Source organism: Pseudoalteromonas gelatinilytica, assembly GCF_001641615.1.
In the GTDB taxonomy this organism is placed as follows: Bacteria; Pseudomonadota; Gammaproteobacteria; order Enterobacterales; family Alteromonadaceae; genus Pseudoalteromonas; species Pseudoalteromonas gelatinilytica.
The window spans coordinates 245,267-266,776 of sequence record NZ_LRRU01000004.1 but is presented as its reverse complement, the minus strand read 5'-3'; the positions used below and the strand labels follow the sequence as shown (position 1 = coordinate 266,776).

16 protein-coding genes are annotated in these 21,510 nt (G+C 42.9%); 6 read left to right on the top strand and 10 right to left on the bottom strand.

Annotation, left to right across the window (positions count from 1 at the left end):
* Position 1 precedes the first annotated feature (1 nt).
* The 4 genes from NH153_RS01785 to fucP form a co-directional block, all read right to left on the bottom strand.
* Entirely contained in the window at positions 2 to 757 is a 756-nt protein-coding gene (locus NH153_RS01785; RefSeq protein WP_063700383.1) for a substrate-binding periplasmic protein, read from the bottom strand.
* Between the two features lie 84 nt (positions 758 to 841).
* Positions 842 to 1,222 carry a hypothetical protein gene (locus NH153_RS01780; protein WP_063700381.1) on the bottom strand — a complete coding sequence of 127 codons (381 nt, stop codon included), beginning with the start codon at positions 1,220 to 1,222 and terminating at the stop codon, positions 842 to 844.
* Entirely contained in the window at positions 1,222 to 1,593 is a 372-nt protein-coding gene (locus tag NH153_RS01775; protein WP_370626045.1) for a hypothetical protein, read from the bottom strand. Before NH153_RS01775 ends, NH153_RS01780 begins: the two co-directional genes overlap by 1 nt.
* A gap of 59 nt (positions 1,594 to 1,652) precedes the next feature.
* Positions 1,653 to 2,942: an L-fucose:H+ symporter permease gene (fucP, locus tag NH153_RS01770; RefSeq protein ID WP_063700380.1), complete on the bottom strand. Its 1,290-nt coding sequence runs from the start codon at positions 2,940 to 2,942 to the stop codon at positions 1,653 to 1,655.
* A gap of 155 nt (positions 2,943 to 3,097) precedes the next feature.
* Here fucP and NH153_RS01765 point away from each other — a divergent pair, with 155 nt between their 5' ends.
* Complete coding sequence (locus NH153_RS01765) at positions 3,098 to 4,228, top strand: ROK family transcriptional regulator (protein ID WP_063700378.1); 1,131 nt, start codon at positions 3,098 to 3,100, stop codon at positions 4,226 to 4,228.
* 33 nt (positions 4,229 to 4,261) lie between these two features.
* Here the strand turns inward: NH153_RS01765 and NH153_RS01760 are convergent, their stop codons facing one another.
* Both NH153_RS01760 and NH153_RS01755 read right to left on the bottom strand, forming a co-directional pair.
* Entirely contained in the window at positions 4,262 to 6,301 is a 2,040-nt protein-coding gene (locus NH153_RS01760; protein WP_063700376.1) for a S9 family peptidase, read from the bottom strand.
* 141 nt (positions 6,302 to 6,442) lie between these two features.
* Positions 6,443 to 7,675: a TMEM143 family protein gene (locus NH153_RS01755; protein WP_063700549.1), complete on the bottom strand. Its 1,233-nt coding sequence runs from the start codon at positions 7,673 to 7,675 to the stop codon at positions 6,443 to 6,445.
* 236 nt (positions 7,676 to 7,911) lie between these two features.
* Between NH153_RS01755 and NH153_RS01750 the strand changes: the two genes are divergently transcribed.
* From NH153_RS01750 to NH153_RS01740, 3 genes are all read left to right on the top strand, one after another.
* Entirely contained in the window at positions 7,912 to 8,820 is a 909-nt protein-coding gene (locus NH153_RS01750) for a GGDEF domain-containing protein (RefSeq protein ID WP_063700374.1), read from the top strand.
* Between the two features lie 59 nt (positions 8,821 to 8,879).
* On the top strand, positions 8,880 to 9,464 hold the full coding sequence (locus NH153_RS01745) for a YqaA family protein (RefSeq protein ID WP_063700373.1): 585 nt from the start codon (positions 8,880 to 8,882) through the stop codon (positions 9,462 to 9,464).
* A gap of 94 nt (positions 9,465 to 9,558) precedes the next feature.
* On the top strand, positions 9,559 to 11,145 hold the full coding sequence (locus NH153_RS01740) for an L-lactate permease (RefSeq protein ID WP_063700371.1): 1,587 nt from the start codon (positions 9,559 to 9,561) through the stop codon (positions 11,143 to 11,145).
* 58 nt (positions 11,146 to 11,203) lie between these two features.
* Here NH153_RS01740 and NH153_RS01735 read toward each other — a convergent pair whose 3' ends face one another.
* Positions 11,204 to 13,144: a phytase gene (locus tag NH153_RS01735; protein ID WP_063700370.1), complete on the bottom strand. Its 1,941-nt coding sequence runs from the start codon at positions 13,142 to 13,144 to the stop codon at positions 11,204 to 11,206.
* Positions 13,145 to 13,202: 58 nt separating this feature from the next.
* On the bottom strand, positions 13,203 to 15,503 hold the full coding sequence (locus NH153_RS01730) for a TonB-dependent receptor plug domain-containing protein (RefSeq protein WP_063700368.1): 2,301 nt from the start codon (positions 15,501 to 15,503) through the stop codon (positions 13,203 to 13,205).
* A gap of 284 nt (positions 15,504 to 15,787) precedes the next feature.
* Here NH153_RS01730 and NH153_RS01725 point away from each other — a divergent pair, with 284 nt between their 5' ends.
* Entirely contained in the window at positions 15,788 to 16,705 is a 918-nt protein-coding gene (locus NH153_RS01725; RefSeq protein ID WP_063700366.1) for a GGDEF domain-containing protein, read from the top strand.
* Entirely contained in the window at positions 16,689 to 17,687 is a 999-nt protein-coding gene (locus NH153_RS01720) for an AraC family transcriptional regulator (RefSeq protein ID WP_063700365.1), read from the top strand. The genes NH153_RS01725 and NH153_RS01720 overlap by 17 nt, the downstream gene beginning before the upstream one ends.
* A 36-nt stretch (positions 17,688 to 17,723) precedes the next feature.
* On the opposite strand, the gene NH153_RS01715 is transcribed toward NH153_RS01720, so the two are convergent.
* Positions 17,724 to 18,794: a cytochrome-c peroxidase gene (locus NH153_RS01715; protein ID WP_063700363.1), complete on the bottom strand. Its 1,071-nt coding sequence runs from the start codon at positions 18,792 to 18,794 to the stop codon at positions 17,724 to 17,726.
* Complete coding sequence (locus NH153_RS01710) at positions 18,787 to 21,438, bottom strand: TonB-dependent receptor plug domain-containing protein (protein ID WP_063700360.1); 2,652 nt, start codon at positions 21,436 to 21,438, stop codon at positions 18,787 to 18,789. The genes NH153_RS01715 and NH153_RS01710 overlap by 8 nt, the downstream gene beginning before the upstream one ends.
* Between the last annotated feature and the right edge of the window lie 72 nt (positions 21,439 to 21,510).

Here is a 21,510-nt window from a genome sequence, read left to right as displayed (position 1 = left end):
TTTATTTGGGTAAAGGCAACTGCCATTTTTGTAAAATTGCTTGGTATTGGCCACTTTGCTTCAACGCTTCAATCGCGTTACTTAATTGCGCTGCGAGTTGTTTATCTAAATTAAGATTTGCAGCTAAATAAAGACCTGAAGGAAAGTCATCTAAGTGCAGGCTTTTATGAATGTCACTCGGATCAACCCCAGATAATGCCAGTTCGTTTTGCAAGGTTAGGGTGTTGGTCAGTACAAAGTCGATGCGCTCTTTTTCAAGCAATTGCCAAAGTTGATGGTAATGACTGACTAGCACCAAGTTTTTATCTTCATTAAATCCAGCTTGCTTCAAATAATGTTCACTTGAATAGCCTCGAATAGTTGCGACACGGTATTGCTGAGCTTGCTTCAAGCTAATTATATTGTGGCTTTTGCTGGTAAGGTCAACAAGGTAAGCGTCCGAAAAATAGGTTTGTGCTAACCACTGAAAGCGGTTTTCGCGAGCTGAGTTTTTTAGTAGCGAAATCATTAACATGTTTGGATTGTTTTCGAGCTCATGAAAAGCACGCGCCATAGGCATAATTGCGAATTCGCTAGGGATGTTTGCGTGTGTTAAGGCGGTTTTTACTACTTCAACAAGTGCACCATCGGCTTCGCCTTGTTGGTTTTTAAAATGGTAAGGAGGAAGATCTTCAGCGATAAAGGTCAGTGTTTTCGCAGCCGTTGCACAACTGATGAAACAAAGCAGGGTAGCAATCAGTAATGAGCGAAACAGCATAAAGATCCTTTATCCTTAAACAAGTAATTAACATACTAAAGAATCTTAATGAAAAGGTATAGGTTTTTAATTGGCAAGTCAGATTTAGTTGCTTTTTTTACTGCGGGGTGCCCCTAGCAAGATACCTATATGGCAAACACAGACAGATAGAAAAGCACTCAAGCCCAATGCACCGCCATAGCCATGCAAGCGCGGCACAAGGTATTCAAATAACAAAGCAAACAAGATTGAAGCAATGGCTAATGTAAAAATGCCAAAGCGTTTTGGTGCACTCATGCCAATGAAAGTCCCCCCAAAAAACGCCACGCTGTAAAATTCTACATCAACAGGGAATAGGCTTAAAATTGCAAATGCAATAATGCTGGTGGCGGCTGAGGCGCGAATGCCATCAAAGCGATTATGATGCGCTAAAAAGTAAGTAGAGTAGGCGCCTAGTAAAGCGGTAATAGCAATAAACAAATCCATTAAAAGACTCCTTTTGCAAGCATGTAAAGCGCCACACTGGCAAAAGCAACGCTACCAAGACGACCACCAAAACCTGCAAATAGATTCATAGTTAATACGTAAAGGCTGGCACCAATTAAAGAGATAAAGCTCAGCTCCCAGTAGCTGTTGATTAAACTTGATGAGCACATACCAGCAAAGCTGCCAGCGTAAATGGCTGCATAAGGGTGGTTACCAAAACGAGCAGGAAAAGGAATAAATGTGCCAACTAACCCGGTAACAGCGGCAGATAATACAAGGGCAACATGGGCTTGATCATGAAGTAAAAAACAGGCAAAACAGCCAGCAGAAAAGGCCAAAAACTTGACCATGAAAAACGTAATATGTGCCATTAATTGACGATACACCTCGCTTAAGTAGGTAAACGAGGTGCATTATCTCATTGATGCGTTTAGTCCTGCAACTGCGCGCTGGCGGGTATTGCTGCTACTTTGGTATGGTGGCCATATAAAGCAACAACTAAAAAGCAAACCAGAGGTACAACAAACGAAACCGCAGTGTTAAAGGCATCTATGGTTGCAGCTTGGATCAGAGGTAAAAATGCGCCCCCTAAAATTGCCATTACTAAACCTGCCGCACCCACTTTTGCATCTTCGCCGAGGCCTTCAAGTGCTGTGCCGTAAATGGTTGGAAACATCAAAGATAGACAGCTTGAAATAGCAACAAGTGCGACTACCCCCACTAAATTAACTTGGGTGGTAACAATAAAACAAAGCACGGCTGCAACTAAAGCCATAAAACGCAGTAATTTAGCGCCGCTAATAAAGCGCATTAGCCAAGTCATAATGAAACGAGATACTAAAAACACCAGCATAGAATATTGTAAGACTTGGCCGCCGGTAACTTCTGTGGTGTTAAGTGCTTCCATGGTGTAGCCAATGGTGTAGGTCCATACACAGGTTTGCGCGCCAACATTAAAAAACTGTGCCAGCACGCCAAATCGGTAGTGCTTATTTTGATACAAATGTTGAAAGGTCTTTTTAAGTTTACGCGGCTGCGTGGCGGCTTTTGTTGCTGTGGCAGGAGAGCGACTAAAAAAGATGCATAGCCATAGTAAGATTAAGCAACAGGCCATACCCACATACGGCACCATCACAGCATCGAGTTCTGCACTCACAACGGTTTTTAGTTGCGCTTCACTCATCAGGGCACGGCTTGCGCTATCAGCTTGATTTAAGTTCGGTAAAATCAACGTCGCCGCTAAAAACACACCAATATTAGTACCAACAGGGTTAAAAGCTTGTGCTAGGTTAAGTCTACGGGTGGCTGTTTGCTCGCATCCTAACTGCATGACATAGGGGTTGGCAGAGGTTTCTAAAATAGACAAGCCACCTGCAAGAATAAACAAGGCCAATAAAAAGTGGCTATAGAGCATGGTTTGGCTAGCAGGGTAAAACAATAACGCACCACAGGCGGCCATGGCTAAACCCACTAACAGCCCCGTTTTATAATTAAACCGTCTATTGATCATGGCTGCCGGTAAAGCTAAGCAAAAATATGCGCCGTAGTAACTAAACTGCACCAGTGCTGATTGCAACGCACTCATCGAAAATGTTTTGCTAAAAACTTTCACTAATGGGTCTGTCATATTCGCCGCAGTACCCCAAGCAGCAAAGCAAATTGTAAGCAGAATAAAAGGCCAAAGCATTTGGCGCGATACAATAGCGGACTGTGTTTGCATAGTTCACCAGATTAATGTGTTCATATTGTTGTGGCCGACAGTATTCACGACTATAAATAATAAATCAACCTAGTTGATTTATTATTTTGACTGGTAGATAGTACGCCAAAAAGGTCTAATAGGCCGCTAATCAAGCTTGTATCAAGAAGGATGTTATGAAGAGCAGTTTATCGCGAGCACCAAGAAGCAATAACGAGCGCGCAATCTTAAGTTTAATTAGGCAACAGCAAAGCATGCCTAAAGCACAAATAGCGAAAGCGTTAGCCTTGTCTGCTCAGGCGGCAACAGTGAATATCAACAAGCTCGAAGAAGATAAGCTATTGCTTCGTGATGCACCCGTAAAAGGACGAGTAGGGCAACCTAGTGTGCCATTTAGGCTAAATCCTGATGGCGCATTTAGTTTTGGTTTGAAAATTGGGCGACGACGCTTCGACCTGATACTCGTTGACTTACAAAGCACGCAAAGAGCATCTGTATCTGTTGAGGTGAATGAAGCATCGGTTGATGAGCTTAAATCATTCTTAGAAACATATATCCCAAAATTAATCAGTCAATTAGAACCTGAACTGCGCTCATATGTGTGTGGGCTTGGGGTCGCTATGCCGTTTGATATTTGGCAATGGCAAGCAGCTTCAGACTCAGCAACAAATACTCTTAGCCAGTGGCAAAACTTCGACTTAAAAGGTTACTTAGAAAGCCAGTTCCAGTTACCTGTTTATATTAGTAACGATAATAACGCAGCCTGCTGTGCAGAACTAAGCCTTGGTAACCCTAATAATTACAGCGATTTTTTATATGTCTATTTGGGGGCTTTTTTAGGCGGCGCTGTAGTGATTAACTACCAGCTTCTCGAAGGTAAAAGTGGCAATGCGGGTGCTATAGGCTCAATGCTAAACGCTGATCGGGAGCAGTTACTTAGCCAATGTTCATTACTATCACTGCAAAGCGAGTTTGATAAGCAGCAACTTGGTATTTCTGTGTACGAGCTAACAGACAGTCAGTTTACAGAGCATAAACCACTTGTTCAGCCTTGGCTTGAAAAAGCCGCTGAGGCTATCAGTATTGCCATGCATAACAGTTTAAGTTTATTAGATATGCAAGCGGTGATTATTGATTCGCCACTACCGAGTAAAGCGCTTGAACAGCTTAAGCAGTTATCAATTGCAGCATTTGCACGTTTAGATAGTCGTGGATTACGTAGCTGTGAAGTGAGTTTAGGCGTGTGCGGGGAAAAAGCGCAGTCGATAGGATCTGCTCAACTTGCGCTTAGTCATCATTACTTTTAAGCAGGAGTGAGTGCCTCACTCCTGCTTAATTCATTACTTCTGATATTGCTTGAACCACGCAAGCGTGTATTCAATTTTCGAAATCATACGTGATGGACGACCCGCAATACCATGTGGTGAGCCCGGTACGCGAATAAGTACGGTATCGACCTTTTGCAGTTTTAATGCTTGATAGAACTGCTCTGATTCTGAAATCGGCGTACGGCGGTCTTCTTCACCTGTCATGATCAATGATGGCGTGGTTACGTTACCCACTAATGAAAGCGGCGAACGTTTCCAGTAGTGCTCAACATTATCCCATGGCATACCAGGGAACTGGTTACGAATTTGACCAATGTAGCTGTCGGCAGTCAGTGTTTTACTTAACCAATTGATCACCGGCTTGGTAATTGCTGCAGCGTTGAAGCGGTTTGTTAAACCAACCGCATAAGCCGTTGCAATACCACCTGCTGAACCACCAGCAATAAACAAGTTATCTTTATCGATAAAGCCTTTAGCAATCATCGCATCAACCGCTGAGTTATGATCAGCAAAGTCTTCTTCAGAGCTGTATTTACCATCTAGCAGTAATGCAAAGTCTTTACCGTAACTTGTTGAACCACGGTAATTCACATACACAACCACATAACCTTCGGTTGCATAACGCTGTAATTCAGCAGTAAAGCTTGGACCATAGGCTAGGTGTGGGCCACCGTGAATTTCAACCATTAATGGGTATTGCTTGTTTTCATCAAAATCAGGCGGCGTGATGTACCAACCTTGAATGGCTTGGCCGTCAAACTGCGACTTAACATTCAGCTCGTGCACTTTACCAAGCTTTTTATGGCCTAATACATCTTCATTTAATGAAGTCAGTGTTTTACTTTTACCCTTGTATAGGTAGCCTAAATCAGCTGGGCGGTATTCATTGCCTGTGGTGTAAGCAATCGCGCCATTATTGGCCATGCTAAAACTACCACTGACATACGGGCGACCAATAGAAGTGCCTGACACGGTATCAGTTAAATCAGTGACCTTACCGCGGCTTGTTACTTTAGCGAGTTTACGCTTACCAAAATCATCGTATTGAATAACAAAGTCGCCATCGCCTGACCATTTATAATCAGCCACAGAGCGGTCTAGCTTTTCAGTAATATGCTTGACTGATTTGTTATCTAGATCAAGTAACGACAAGGTTGAGTTGATATAAGGCACAGGGGCGTTATCACGAGCAATGAAGGCAAGTTCATCACCGTCTTTAGCGTAATGCGGGTTACTTTCTCTACCTGGTAAATCAGTTAGTTGCGTAAGCTCACCTGATTTTACATTGATTTCATAAAGATCAGACTCTGTTGTACGGTACTCCCAATCAGTATTGCGATCAGCAGAGAAAGCAAGCTTGCTATTGTTCGCGTTCCAAGCCAGTGGGCCATAGTGCTGGAAATCACCTGAGGTTAGCTGACGCGGCGTGCCACCCGAAACGGGGATAACGAAAACGTGACGATATGAAGGTTCTAAGAAACCTGCACCATCAGCTTGATAACGCGCTTTCTCAATAACCTTAACAGGTTTTGACCACTCAGCACCTTTTGGTTTTTTTGGCAGCTTTACAGATTTTGCGAACGCAGATTTACCTTCAGGAATACTCATCGTAAACGCAATTTGCTCTGAGTCATTCGACCACGTTAAGTTGCCGACTGATTTTGGTAGTTGCGTTAAAAGTGCTTGTTTGTCTTGCGCTAACCAATAAACGTGAAGCTGATTTGAGCCGCTTGAGTTGCTGGTAAAGGCAATTTTTTGGCTATCTGGAGACCAGGTTGGTTGACTGTAGTTATGCTCATCAGAAAACAGTGGCGTGTGTTGACCAGACTTTAAATCGTACAGCCAAAAGCTACGTTTGTTGCCATCTTTCATGATGTCGTAGCCGCTGCGAACATAAACGATTTTTTTACCGTCTGGGCTTATTTGTGGGTCGCCTGCGTATTCAAGTTGAAAAATATCTTCAGAGACAAACTTGTCGCTAGCATATACCTGAGCAGTCGTTGCTGCGCACAGCAAACTAGCTCCAATAAGGATTGTTTTTTTTAATTGCATGGAATGGTCTTTTTTTAGCCGTAAAATTTTATCCTAAAAGCAGACCATTTACTGCGCAAGCACATTGAGACCAAAATGCCGTAACGAGAGTTAAATTGACTCAAACTCGATTTATGCTTTCTAGTACCTGATTTTAAAGGCTTAGGCAAACTTAAAATAGTCATCCCAACGACTATCTAAGCGCTGTTTGGCCTTAGCTAAATCAACCGCCGAATAAAGATCATTTTGCAGATTAACTAGCTCAAGCTTGACGAGTTTGTCTAAAGCATCATCAATTTCAAAGTCGAGCTGGCAATTATGTTGCTCGTTAAACCACTGTTCAATTTGACTATCTAATTGCTGTGCAGTCATCGCAGACTCGCTTTTTAGTAAAAAGGTGTAGGCGAGCAGCGCCTCTTTTACATCTTCTTCTTCAGCTGCGTCGACTAGGGTATGAAAAACCCCCGCATTGTTATCGAGGTTTTTAAAATATAAGTTGTCGGCCAGTGCTTTCATAAAACGAATTTTACGGTTTTTAAACTTGCTCCATTCTTTAAAAATAAAGCTGCCAAACACTCCCATGCCAATTGCAAAGGTAATAAAGTGCTGCTGACTCATATGCACTTCTTCACTGCGCCAACCACCCCAAAAGGCAAGCATGGCAATCAGGAGTAAAATTGACGCACCTAATTTTGTTACCAACACCACAGCACCACCAATCAGTGCTGATGAACCAATAATCAGTTTATCTATTGGACGCATTTTTACTTCGCTATTCGGAAACAGCATTTCTAAATCGGCTTTTGGCACATTCTGGAATAATTTTACGATGGTTGAGTTTGGCTCAAAGCCCACTGGCATTTTGCCTTTTTCTAAAAAGTACTGCTCGTCTTTAAAGCGGATGAATATGGCAACACGATCATAGTTAGTAAATTGAATCTGCTTTTTCTTGAGGCCCCAAAAGCTGCGAAGCGTCTCGGTTTTTTGCGATTCGCCGCGACGGTAAAAGACCACTTCTGCAAAGTCATCAAACTCAACGGCTAAACGCACTTTAAATAAAGACTCTTCATTGAGCGCATCTTGTAAGTCTTGATTGGTAATGGTTTCAAAATTGGCAGCATTGAGTACGGTGGCAAAATCTTTTGCGAAGGCCGACTGGTAGCTGGCACGTTGCTCGTTAGTAATCGGTGATAGAGTGCGGGTGTCGCTATTTGGGTCAAATGGCGCATAGTTGTTTTTTAATGACTCCAGCAGCTCGTGATATTGATAATGGGTCACGCTTTGCAAAAGTGTAGCAAACTCCAAAAACGAACCTGATTGCGGTTCACCTAAATAGGCTTGGCAAAGGTTGATGATGTCGTGTTTTCGAAATGGAATAAATCGTGCGTCGCTCATTAATTCTTGCTGTGTCATTTAAATTGTCAGCGATGATAAAAAAAACACAGCAGAATTGCGACCGTTAGTGGCAAATAGCATGAACTTAGACTTTTTTACTGACTAAAACGGCTTATTTTTAGACTTTTTACTCCAGTAAAAACGCTGGTTTTTGCCCTTTAAAGCGGCTTTATCATGCACTTTTAAATTTGCTTTGCTAATGTTTAAGTCATTGCAGTATGTTGTCGTGATTAGTTATGAATAAACAGTCTTCTCCTCCAGAAATAAAGGCTGAGTTAAACTCAGTGCCACTCATAATAAAGCAGTTCTTTATTAGTTTTTTTATTGTCTTTTTGTTGCTGATAGTGATCACCTATCTGTATTACTTTAATCGACTCGAAAATGATATCTACTTAAATGGTGTGCTAAGTGATGCCATCAATTTGCTTATTTTGATTTGTATTTTTGCCTTTGTGCAAACCTCAGTGGTTGCTAAGCGCAGTTACTTATTTTTAAGTGTGGGTATCTTCCTTTGGAGCGTTGGGCTGACTTTTGATTTTTTAGACGAGCTGGTATTTCAACCAATTTGGGTTGGTATTTATATCGAAGATATTACCCGCACCTTAGGGATGCTAGTAACGGGGTTTGGTCTTTATCTTGCCCTGACTGATTTAGCGAAAACCCGCGAGCAGCTTGAAGAAGAGCTAAAAACAGATGTATTAACAAAGGCGTACAACCGTCGTTATTTTTATCATTATGTGCAGCAAAACCAAGATAAGCCGCACAGTATAGTGATTGCAGATATTGATCACTTTAAAGCGATTAATGATGAATATGGCCATGATGTTGGCGATCAGGTATTGATAGATTTTGTATATCAATGTCATCAAGCGTTAGATGAAAGCATTCTATTTGCGCGAATTGGTGGTGAAGAGTTTGCACTGTATGTTGCCACCGACGACGCTGATAAGTTACGTGCTACCTGTGAGCAACTGCTAAGCCTTGCCAATAATGTGATGGTGACACCGAGTAAAACGCTCAGCGTGAGTGTTGGTTCGGCGATAAAACGCGCCACAGAGACATTTAGCAACACCATGAAACGTGCCGACCAAGCGCTTTATTTGGCAAAAAACCAAGGCCGTAGCCGTTATATTCATAAACCGTAAGGGACGGTTAAGGGTTTTTGTTGTAACCTATATCGCAACAAAAATCCAAGGGATGAATAATGGCAATTGCTAAAAAGATAAAGCAAAAAACACGGCAGTTTATCGACTCTAAACATATGCTTAAATCGATTACGGTGGCATCATTTTTAGAGTCAACCATCGTGCCCATCCCCCTTGAAGCTGTGCTTATACCGTTAATGCAAGCACGCCGCGAAAAGCTCTGGTTAATTGCATTAATGGCGACCATTGGCTGTATTATCGGTGCTATTTTTGGCTATGCCCTCGGCTATTATCTGTTTGATGTAGTGGGGGACTGGGTGATTAATACCTTCTCGAACCCTGAGCAATTCGAGCAAGTTAAACAAAACATGCAAGCACAAGGCTTTTGGTTTGTATTGACGCTCGGTATTGTGCCCATTCCATTTCAAATTGCCATGCTGGCCGCTGGGGCAACTAAGTATTCAATTTTTCTCTTTTTGCTGGCTACGGTCATTGCTCGCTCAATTCGGTACTTTGCCCTTGCTGCCGTTGTTTATTACGCGGGTAATCAGGCTGAGCGAATTATTCAAAAGCACAAAACCAAAGCCTTAGTGGCTATTTCTGTGTTAGTACTGCTTCTTTGGTGGCTCAGTACACTCATTTAATACACTCATTTAACAAATAAAAAATACTGATTATGGTTATCCTGTCTATACTTTGAATTAAGGAAAGCGCTTAATAAAAACAACAGGATGACCCATGAATACCCTAGTGGCTGCACTACCTATTTTGGTGCTGATCTGGATGATGGTAAAACGCAGCCCCATCGCTTCTTATATTGCCTTACCCATAACAGCGCTACTCGCAGCCTTATTGCAACTGTTTTACTTTCAAGCTGATTTAAGGCTGTTGCTTGCTAATTCGTTTGCTGGTGTGTTGTCAGTCATGACCCCCATTTCGATTATTGCTGGGGCTATTTTACTTAACCGCATGTTGGCAATATCAGGGGCCGAAACCACGATTAAACACTGGCTCGAATCTATTAGCAGTAATCAGGTTGCGCAATTGATGATCATAGGTTGGGCATTTGCATTTATGCTCGAAGGCGCATCGGGCTTTGGCACGCCAGCGGCTATTGCTGCGCCTATTTTAGTCGGGCTTGGTTTCTCGCCTTTTAAAGTGATTGTTTTCACTCTTATTTTAAACTCAATTCCCGTTTCTTTTGGGGCTGTTGGCACACCAACATGGTTTGGTTTTTCGGCGCTACAGTTAGATGACCAGCAAGTGCTGGCTATCTCAAAATGGACGGCACTGTGCCATGTTATTGCTGCTTTGGTTATTCCTATGATTGCGCTGTGTCTTGTGCTGCCACTAAAAAAGGTGCGTCAAAATAGCGTATTCATTTATCTAAGCGTGTTTTCATGTGTCTTGCCTTATTGGTTGTTTGCTCAGTGGAACTATGAGTTTCCATCACTGATTGGTGGTGCAGTGGGGCTATTAGTCACTATTTATTTGGCAAGCCGGGGAGTGGGTTTAGATAAATCAGCTGCAAATACACAAAGCTCGAAAAACAAGGCTGAGTTCACACCTAAAACGCTGTTTGTAGCGTTATTCCCGCTATTACTCTTGATTGTTGTGCTGGTCATAACCCGTATTCATCAGCTAGGTATTAAAGCACTGCTTAACGACGAAACGCTCTGGCTGAGTGTCAATTTGGGCTTTGCGCAATTTGAATTAAGTAAAGCGCTGATCTTATCTTTACATGAGATATTCGGCACCTCAGTGGGGTGGTCATATAAAACCTTGTTTGTTCCAGCGCTGATCCCGTTTGTATTGGTGGTGTTGATCTGCGTGCCGTTACTTAATATGAGTAAGCCACAAGTAAAGAAAATGTGCTCAGACACCTTAGGCCGTATTGCTATGCCATGTATTGCTTTAATCGGTGCATTGGTGATGGTGAATGTTTTAATGCAAGGCGGCCATAATGCGCCCATATTTTATATGGCGAGTACCTTTGCTGATTTAAGCGGTGAGCACTGGGTGTTATTTGCCTCGTACTTGGGGGCACTCGGCACTTTCTTTTCAGGCTCGGCAACGGTGTCTAATCTTACCTTTGGCGGTATTCAATATGGTATTGCAGAGCAAGTGGGCTTATCAGAAACTTTAGTGCTTGCGTTGCAATCAACGGGAGCGGCGATGGGTAATATGATCTGCATTAGCAATATTATTGCTGTAGCCAGTATTGTTGGAGTGAATAATCAAGAAGGGCCCGTGCTTAAGAAAACCTTTTTGCCGATGCTGATTTACGGTGCAATTGTAGGATGTTTTAGTTATCTATTTTACTGATTAAATATGTGCAGATAAAAAAGGTGCCCAGGTAAACCGAGCACCTTTACGGAGTAATTTATTGAATGGCTTTTTTTACTTCGCGCCAGTCAATAATCTTAAAGTTTTGCGGTGCTTGTGGCATACGGTTGTAACCATCTTGCACAATTAGCACCCCTTCAGGGTAGCCCGGTAGTGCAGCCGGCGTTACCGTTAGGCCATCGGTTTCTGATACGCCATCTATTGCTAACTCTAGGTTATTACTGATTGCAAACTTACCCGCAAACTCAAGGCTAGGGGTATTGCCATCAATAATTTTATAAAGCACATAGCTGTAATCACCTTGGCTAGAAACCACTAAATATCGAGCATCTTTTGCGTGGTAGATTTCCATGCCTTCTACATCATCAACGAGCATATCGTTCACGGTTTGTAGCATTACAGGTTTATTTCCTGCTGTTGGCTCAGCGCCAATAAACCAAATACCTTCGTCTTCTTCACCTAAAAATAGCTGTGCGCTTTTATCATCGGCACTACAACCTTCTGGTTGGCTAGGAACACTAAATTCGCGTACTAGCTGTGCTGATACGCTCTCATTATCACCAGTTAGTTTGTATTGCTGAAACAGGCCTGATTTATCATTCATAAACACATAGTTGCCTGTATTTGATGAATACATACACATACCGTAAATTTCGTTTAAAGTCGTTGGTAACTCAGCAAGATATTGCACTTGATTGTGAGTATCGACACTGTAAACACTGATACTGTTATGAGTACGATTACTTGCGGTGATCCACGTATTGCTTGCGTTGTTGATACTTGCATGTTGGCGCACATCAACATTATTTAAACGGCCTGTTTCTAGCGCTTGTAGCTCTTTGCCTGCAAGGTCATACACCATTAAACCGCGGCGTTTGTCGGTACCTAAGATCAAGCTTTTTGCTGCATTGTGAGGGTTTACCCAAATAGCAGGGTCATCGGCAGCATCACCAAAAGCACGTACCGCATCGCTTTGCGCTTGTGCATTGATATAAGTAACAGCCGCTGTTTTAGCGCTATTTTGCTGCTTGGCTTGTGCTTTAATTTGCCCCTCGATTTGACCTTTTAGGTAATGACCTGATTCATCATCGTATAGCACAATATCAGCTTGATTATTGTTAAAGCGCACTGCGGCAGATTCAATTGCTAGTTCTCCTGCAAATTGCCAGCTACTAAAACGCTTTGTGTTATTTTCGTAGCGATGTAATTGGTTATCTTCAGAGGTGGTAAACCATAAGCTGCCATCATTTGTTGTGCTTAAGCCGCCAACTTCAGGTGCTAAGCTGCCAAATGGCGACATCATAGCAAGGGGCTTTTTATCAGCGCGCGATTCAGCGTCGGCGTTAATTTGCCAAATACCCACTTCGCCTTCGCTTAGGTAAAGGGTTTTACTGTTATCATCAACCGCACAGCCCGATGTTTCACTCACACCGGCAAACTCGCGTAATTCAAGGTTTAACGCGCGCTTATTTGCCATATCAAACACCAGTGTTTCGCGGATAAGACCACGAGCGTCTGCCACAAATGCCGACACAGCCTGAGTGGTCGGGTTGGCAAATAAGCACACTGCCTCAGGCTTTGCTTTTGGTGGGCTAATACGGCTAATTTCAGTTAACTGCCATTTAGCTGCTTTTTGTAAGCTAAAAATCACCGCTTGGTCGGCTTCGTTGTCGATGCTAGCAACAAGGTAACTGTTTTTGTTGATAGCCTTAACAGATAACGCTTCGAAGTTACCTTTTTGTAATGCGTGCTGTTTACCTGTGGCATCAATAAGTTGCAGACCTTGGCTTTGTGAGCTTAAGAGCCAAGCGTCATCAGCAAGGGCTGCTGCTTGTGAGCCTTGCATATTTTCAGTTGTGCCAAAGGCTGTTAATTGGTTTTTACTTGGTGCCTCGGTTGCCGTTGTTTGGCTACACGCTGCTAGGGTGCTTAGTATCACTGCACTGGCAACAAGATTAAGTGGTTTTTTAAAATTCATGGGATCCCCAAATATACAACAAGGCAGCAATGCGCTGCCTTAATAACTCTTTTGTGTATTAAAACGCGTAGCGCAGCATTAACTGAATAACAGGGCCTGCTTCTTCAGACTCTAATTCATACTCGTCAAAGTCGCGGTTGATTTGGTCATCAACCGTGTCGAACTTGTTAAAGGTTTCGTCTTTACTTGCATCTAATAGGTTTGAGCCCACTAAACGAAGCGTGACGTCTTGCCAGCGTTTTTCTACGAATACTTCAAGGTCCGCGCCATAGTGTGTGGTCACTTCTTCACCCACGATACGGCCATAGGCATCACCTTGTTTACGGTAAGTTGCACCGAACGAAGCGCCTAAATCAGGTAGGTCTTGAATAAAACCCACGTTAAACACATAGTCAGATTGGTCGTTGAATTTACGACTACCGAAAGTGTCATCTACTTCTGAATCAAGCCATGAGTAGTTAAAGAATACCCCGGTGTTTGGCATGCTAATGGCGCTTAGCGGCGTTGATAAATCAAGCTCGATACCTTTTACATTGCCATCACCGGTGTTACGCGGTTGCAAAATGTAAGTACCATCACCTTCTGAGCCTTGTTGGCCTGTATTAGCTATTTCGATAAGGTCAGTGACATCACGGTAGAACACGTTGAGTCCTACTACGCCGCTTTTACCTAAGCGATACTCATAGCCTAAGTCCATACCCCACGATGATTCTGGTTGTAAGTCTGGGTTACCTAAAAAGTCGTTATCGCCTAATTCTTTTTCAAGTAGAGCTGGGGTGATGTAATCAAAATCAGGGCGACGTAAGCTACGTGCAACCGAGGCACTAACACGGCCATTTTCAGAGACGTTGTAGCGTAAATGTGCCGATGGTAAGAAGAAGTCATAATCGCTTTTAGCGCTCACACCTTCTACTTTGTCAGTAATGGTTGAATCAGTTGTTTCGTAGCGCACACCTAACTCCCACGAGAAGTCTTGGTCTTCGTGCTTCACTAGTGCAAATACATCTAGGCGGTCTTCTTCGAGTTTATTTACGCCACCGGCGGCTGCTTCAAACTCGTTGTTAAAGCCTGCCAGTGACATTGGTGTTTGGTTAAACTGATCCCAGCTTGTAAAGCTTTGTTCGCTTTCACCTTCGGCTTGATAAACCGCAGTATCGCGCTCTTTACCTTGTACAAAGGCACCGAATTGAATCGTTTTGTTCTCGCCTGCAAATAAGCTATGTTGCCATTGTAATGACCATTCTTTGTCATCAAGGTCTACAGTTTCTTCTTCTTCCTCAAACACCATAGGTAGCTCAGAGGTATCAATTTCTACTTCTTGCTCGTAAACAGACTCTTCAAAGCTTGCAAAACCAAGCTTAAATTTACTTGTGCCACCAAAAAGGGGTAACTCATAACCCGAGTTGATGTTGTAGTTGGTTTGATCAATGTAAGACACATTGGCGTTGTCGGTTTCAAGGTTACCGCCTTCAACAATTGAGTTATTGATTGCTGTTGGGTCGTCATATTCAAATGAACGCTCATCTTCAGTACGGTCGGTATCAACCCAAATTGCGCTGATATCAAACTTGCTGCCATTATCAAAAGCAATTTCGTAGCTGGCATTTAGTGAGGTGTCGTCACCATCGCGGGTGTCTGTTTGGTCTTCACGGTTATCGAATTCTTCGCTTTTGAAATTGGCGTTATTCTCTGGGCTGTCGCCATAGCGTAGGCTTGATTTTTGTTTTGGGTTATAACGGCCTTGTAAGTTAGCGCCAAGTAATAAACGGCCGCCAGCAAACTCAGTGCCGTAAACACCGGCAAAGCTTTCTTTTAATTCGCCATCATCATAACGCAGGCCACCCGCACGAAGGTAACCACCATCTAGGCTGTAACCGTCACGCAATACAATGTTTAGCGTACCGGCAATGGCATCGGCAGAGCGGTTTGCACTTGAAGCACGAATAATTTCTACACGCTCAATTAGCTCAGCAGGAATACGGTCAACAAAGAATGAGCGGTCAGCGCCTGCACCAGGTACTTCTTCACCGTTAATAAGAACCTTTGTGTAAGCCGGGCTTAAGCCACGCATACGCGCGCCATCAGACTCTAAAACATCCGATAAAAACGTCACACTCGGTACGCGTTTTAATGCATCACCAGCAGTAAGTGGTTCAAAACGTTGAAAGTACTCTTGTGAGTATTCAAGCGTCGGTGCCAGCTCTTGTGAGCGGTTGCGATAACCAATCTCGCCATAGACGACAAGCTCTTCAGAGACTTTTACTTTTTTCTCATCGCTGTTTTGTTCGTCTTGTGCGTATGCGGCAAATTGGCATAAGGCGAGGGCGCTTACTAACGCCTTCGTTTTAAATTGTTTCATGGGGTTGCTCCTGGTTGTCCTTGGTTTGACGAGCAAAGTACGCAGCTTAAATGACGCAAATGTGACAGAAAATCGCTAACAGCCAGTAAAAACAAGTGATTAGCGGGTTTTAAAAGTACTTTTGAGCTGCAATAACCCCATCTTTTTAAGGTAAATACAGTGCTTAGGAGGTTTAACAAGGTATGACTGTCGTTTTGCTGTCACATCATTGAGCTAATATGACCCTGCTGCTTTAAACGCTAACGAGTTAGCATGGCAGCGTGAATAATAGTTAGGTACTGAGAATGCGATATAACCCTTTTACTCATCATCGATTTTTAACCAATGCAGTTATTGCTCTGTTTGTAATTGCGTTTTTGCTAAGCGCGCAAGCAGGAGAATTAAAGTCTCTTGCTGATATCGCATGGTTAGATATTTTAGGTGAGGGGGGCATTGTGCTAATGACCCTTACTTGGATAGCTGCGCTACTTATTTCGAGGCCACCCGGCAAAGTCACCAGCTTTTTAGTGCTTGGGCTTGGGCTTTTTATGTTTTCAGCTTCCCTTGATTTATTTGATGAGTGGTTACATCAACCAACTAACACATGGCTTACTTGGATTGAATCATTGCCTGCGCCGATAGGCATGATTTTCACAAGCCTTGGGCTGTATCAATGGCACCAAGAGCAATACGTACTGAATAGGCAACTAAAACGTCGTGAAGCCCAGCATCGTGAGCATGAATTAGTGTGTTCAATAACAGGACTTTACAAGGCTGATTACTTACAAGCAGTGCTAAAAGAGCAGTTAAGTGAGCCACAGCCGTTGCAACTGGCCGCCATTGATATTCGCGGTTTTGCTGATTTTAACGCTGAATTTGGTTTTATCGAAGGCGACCGCTTACTCCGTGAAGTGAGCGAGCTTTTGTTGATGAATTGCCGCCTTAGCGATGTGGTGTGCCGCTATGCAGGAGACTGCTTTATGGTGCTAATGCCAAACACCAGCGCAGTACAAGCGAAAGAGCTGGTGGCGCAAATTACCTCGGCGCTGAGCCATTGTGCATTTAAGGTCGAAGGCGAAAAACACGCTAAGTTTCAAGATGTAACAGCGGCCTTAGTGGGCAGTATGCAAGGCGATACACCACACAGTTTAAGCTCGCGTTTACACGCTAAGTTACAACAACAAAAACAACAAAGAGTCAGCCATTGTGAAGCCGTATCTTAATCAAGATGACAAATACCTCACCGCACAGGGGCTGATCACCACGCTGGTGGAGCTGGCTTTAAGCCGCGGCATTGCACTGCATAAGTTACTCAGAGGCACTGGGGTGTTTGAGCAAGACTTAATGAGTGTGCAGCATCAGTTTAGTATTTCGCAGCAAGTACGCTTATTGACGCAGTTTAAGCAGTTGATGAAATCTGCCGACAGCGGCTTTTTATTAGGCAGTCAGCTGGCGAACGATACCTCTGTTGCTGCTCAAGGCGTGCTACATGCAGCGCACATCGGCCAAGCTTTAAAGCAGTTACACAATTTGCGCATGCAACTAGCTCCTTTGTTATTTAGTTATAGTTATGTACATAACGAGCAGTATTACATTGTGCTGCAAAATGCAGTGGGCTTGGATGATGAAATAAGCCAGTACGTTATGGAAATTTACAGCGCTGCGTTTTATCAAGTTATTAAAAAAGTGGCGGGTGAGCGAGTCCCTTGTCAGTTTGAGTTTGCCTATAAACGCGCCAGACATAGCCAAGAATACGAGCAGCATTTGGGCCTTAAAGTCGTTTTTGAAAAACCTATAACCCGCTGGGTATTAAATAAACACGCGCTTAGGCTGACTAACCCCGCGTTTAGTAGTTTTAGGTTCTCACAAATTAACTCGCAACTAGCGGCATTAAATTCTGCAAATAGCACTTTTGTGGAAGCCGTAAGCCGATTAATTTATCAAAATCCGGCGTTAAATTTAGACCAAGTCGCCAGCCAATTTGCCATGAGCCCTGCAACTTTCAAGCGCAAACTAAAAGCCCATGGCGTGCGGTTTTCTACCTTGTATGATGAGCAAAGTAAGCGCAAAGCGATTTACTTACTTGCCATGCGCGAGCAATGCAATGAGCAAGTCGCCATGCGCTTATCATTTTATGATATTGCTAATTTCAGACGAGCATTCAAACGCTGGACAGGGCTTACGCCAAGTCAATTAAAGGGGTAAGAGAGCCCACTCTTATTGCTAAGAGCGAGCATGCAGTTAAAGGGTTTCTAAAAATGCGATTAGCGCATTTTTTTCATCCTTACTGAGTGCTAACTTATGCAGTAACTCAGTTGTTTGTGGGTAGTTTGGATCATCTTTAAATTTTTTGCTCGGTTTTGGCCTTGCTCCACCTGCATTATAAAAGTTGACTATCCCTAGCAAATTTTGAAAGCCACCATGGTGCATCCAAGGCGTACTTTGTTGTAATGCTAAAAGAGAAGGGGTTCTAAACTTGCCTATATCAGCGGGGTCTTGAGTGGCATCAAAACGCCCTAAATCTTGAAGTTTTCGACCATAAAAATGCAGCCCCGTAACATGAAATTCATTGTCACTGAGTAAAGCGCCTTCATGACAAGTCATACACCTCGCTTTGGTTCTAAATAGATGTAAACCTTCAAGTTGTTGATCGTCTAAAAGTGCAACCGCTTCACTAGGGTTCGTTTGTGCTTTATCGATAAAGCGCGTGAAAAGTGATTCAGGAATATCAAAGGTGCGTTCAAAGGCAACAAGCGCAAGAGCCAATAGCTCTTTATTAAGCGCTTCTTTGCCAAAGGCATTAAATATTGGGTTTTTATAGTCCTCAGCACTGTTTACTTTGTTAAGCACAAGCTCAACCGAACTGCCCATTTCTATCGGGTTTTCAATTGGCATTAATGCTTGCTGAGCTGCAGTTTTTGCTCGGCCATCCCAAAAAAATGTTTGCCAATGGTCAACACCAATAATGGCTTGGGTATTACGTGTGCCGACTTGACCATCAATGCCAACTGCTAGTTTACGCCTATCTGTAAACGCTAAACGAGACTCATGACAGCTTGCGCAGCTTACCGTGTTATCTCGTGACAAACGGGTATCGTTAAATAGCTTTTCACCTAATGCGATGATCTCATCACTTTGCTTAAACGGCTTGGCTTTTAAAGGTTTAAGCGGTGCAGCTGGCACATCTTTACTACTAATAATCGTTGGCCACTCATGCTGTGGCTTTGCGTATAATTCGCGTAATGACTGCTCTTGAGTAAAAGCGCTCGTTGTAAAAATGCTGCACGTTAAGAGAAGTAACCACTTATTCATAGTTATAAGACACCCCTAACCAAAACATTCTTCCAGGTTCAATCCCTGAGTTTCCTTCTGTAATAGCATGGCTACGGGCGTTGAATAAGTTGCTGACATCAAGACGGAACTCAACAGATTGAGATTGACTTATTTGATAATTCCAACGACTACTTAAGGCAAACATAATGCGAGAATCAAAGGTATGTGCTTCGTATTTTGGTACAAATATTTCAACTGCTTCACACGTAGTACACTCACTACCAATACCAATTTGTTGATCGCTGCTAGACTTAATTGCAGTTGTGTAACTGCCGCTGTAGGTTGCTGTTAAACCAGTTGAAAACGTATCAGTCCAGTTGGTATTCAAACCAAAGTTAGCAGTTACTGGGCGACCAAAATTCGCTTTAAGGGTATCTAACTCAGATAAGCTCATGAGCTCACCCTCATAGTAAACCAGTGTCTCGATAGGGGTGTTGTCGGGTGTTGCAGTGTAGTCACTATTGCTTTCACTATTTTGGCTATAAGATGCATTGGCCCATATTGAATGGTCTCCAAATTTTGCATCCCAAGACAGTGAGTAACGTTCGCTTTCGCCAGTACCATTATTATAAATAGTAATATATTGATAACCATCGTTTTTTAGGTTGGTTTCTTCATTTCTGGATAGCTGCTCTTTTTTGTCACGATGTACGTATTTCACTGCAAAGTTACCGAAACTCTCGGTAGCATGGCGAAGACCTAAGGCAACTTCATCATCGTAAGGGCTTTTCACATCGTCATAAATATAACGAAAGTTACCTGTGTAAGAAGAAGGAAGCCAAGCTTGTAAGTAGCCACTTTGAATAGGGCGGTACTCACGGTAAGCAAACTTTTGTTGCTCTTTAATTTTATAACCAAGTAGGCCTGCATCGTAATAACGGTTTAAACCCGCAGTCAGTAGTGTATTGCCATCGTTAAATACGTCATAACCCATTGAAAATCTTGGCGCGATATTGTGATTTTTGAAAAAATCATCGTAGTCGTATCTAACGCCTAAATGAAAATCAAACTGCTTCCAGGTGATCACATCGGTAGCATACAGTGCTGCTTTATTTAAGCTTACATCGATATTTTCACGTGGTGTGACAAGACGAGAGTTAAAATACTGAGCAGTTGTCGCGACGTTATTCGAGTAGGCAAGTAAGTGCTCTGGATTATTAAAATCGATACTGCCGCCTAATTGCTCGGCAAGGGTATCTAAATCAACATAAAAACTTTGTTCAACACAATCAAGAGTATAGCCACTACAGTTTAGTTGTGCGTTAGTTGATGAGTATTGAATTGGTGAGTCATACTTATAATAGTTTTGTTGGCGAGTTCGCTCATAATTTTGATGGTTGAGTTCAGCACCCACGCGAATTGCATGTTCGGTATTGCCCCACTTTTTACGCTCAAGTGTTAGGGTGTTTCGCCAATTAAAGGTGGTTTGCGTGTTATCAAGGTTGCCATAGCCGCCGTACTCTGAAACAGGAATTGAGTCGACGCTTTGATCGGCTAATTGACCCCATTCTTTGCCTTTAGCTTGAAGCCAAGTATAAAAATGCGCAGGCCCTGTACGGTTGTTATCACTTTGACTCATATTAAATTTGCTGCTGAAGTGACCAAAGCGTGTTTCTTCAGCTAAATTCGCAGTAAAGCCAAAACTTCCCCCTTCAACTTGATAGTCACTATTGAGCACGTCTTTCAAGTACGAGTCTGAAGTATAAGGGGCATACATAACGCTTAAATCGAGTGAATCAACCCAGCCATCGCGATAGCTGTATTTCAGTAAGGCGTTGATGTTTTCTCTACTTTCGACCTTTTGCGCCGAGAGCGAAATATCCGAAATATCACTTTTTAAATAGCTAACGCTCATTAGTAACGCATGCTGTTCATTTAACTTTTTTTGGATTGAAAAATCGATATTCGTTTTTTCATAGATTGGCGGCTCAAGGTCGTCTTTGCCCTCTGCGGTGTCATCAGGCTCATCGTTATCGATTATATGGTACTCCCCCCAATCACTGCGGTTACCACGAATACCAAAGCTCACACGAGTGTCTGTAGAAAAAGGTGAAATCGTTTCGGCATCGACCACGCCACCAGAAAAGTCACCAAAGTCTGCAGGAATGTTATGATCGTAAACAGTAATCGACTCAACAATTTGACTGTTAATGTTCATGCTCTGCACACCGCCTGATACCTCATTTTCAGAGGCCCCAATACGGCTCGCGCTGGCAGGATCAAGACGATTGTTATAATTCATGCCATCAATCATAAAGCCTGTTTGCCAAGGCTTTGCACCCGAGATACTAATTTCAGGGGCGCTAATTTCAGCAAGGTTATCAATCGAGTAGTAGTCTTCACTTAATTGCACGCCCGGCAGTAAGGCAATTAACTCATTAATATCACCATTACCTTTGGGGGTTGCTTCGATAAAGTTTCTATCTAAATAGGCACGACCTATCACCTCAGGTACTTCAATCCCGATGTATTGCCCTTTAACAGTAATGCGCTCTATCTCTTTGCATTGCTTATTGTTCTTATCGTTACATTGAGGATCTGTTGTTTGTTGCTTTACTTCATTAGCGTGTAAAGGGGCATTAAGTAAAAGCATCAAACACGCTGATAAGTAGCGCATTTGCATGGTAAAACTCCTGAAATAGTACCAATTAGATTAAAGAGAAGGCCGCATAAGAGCTGGCAATAGTTAATTACC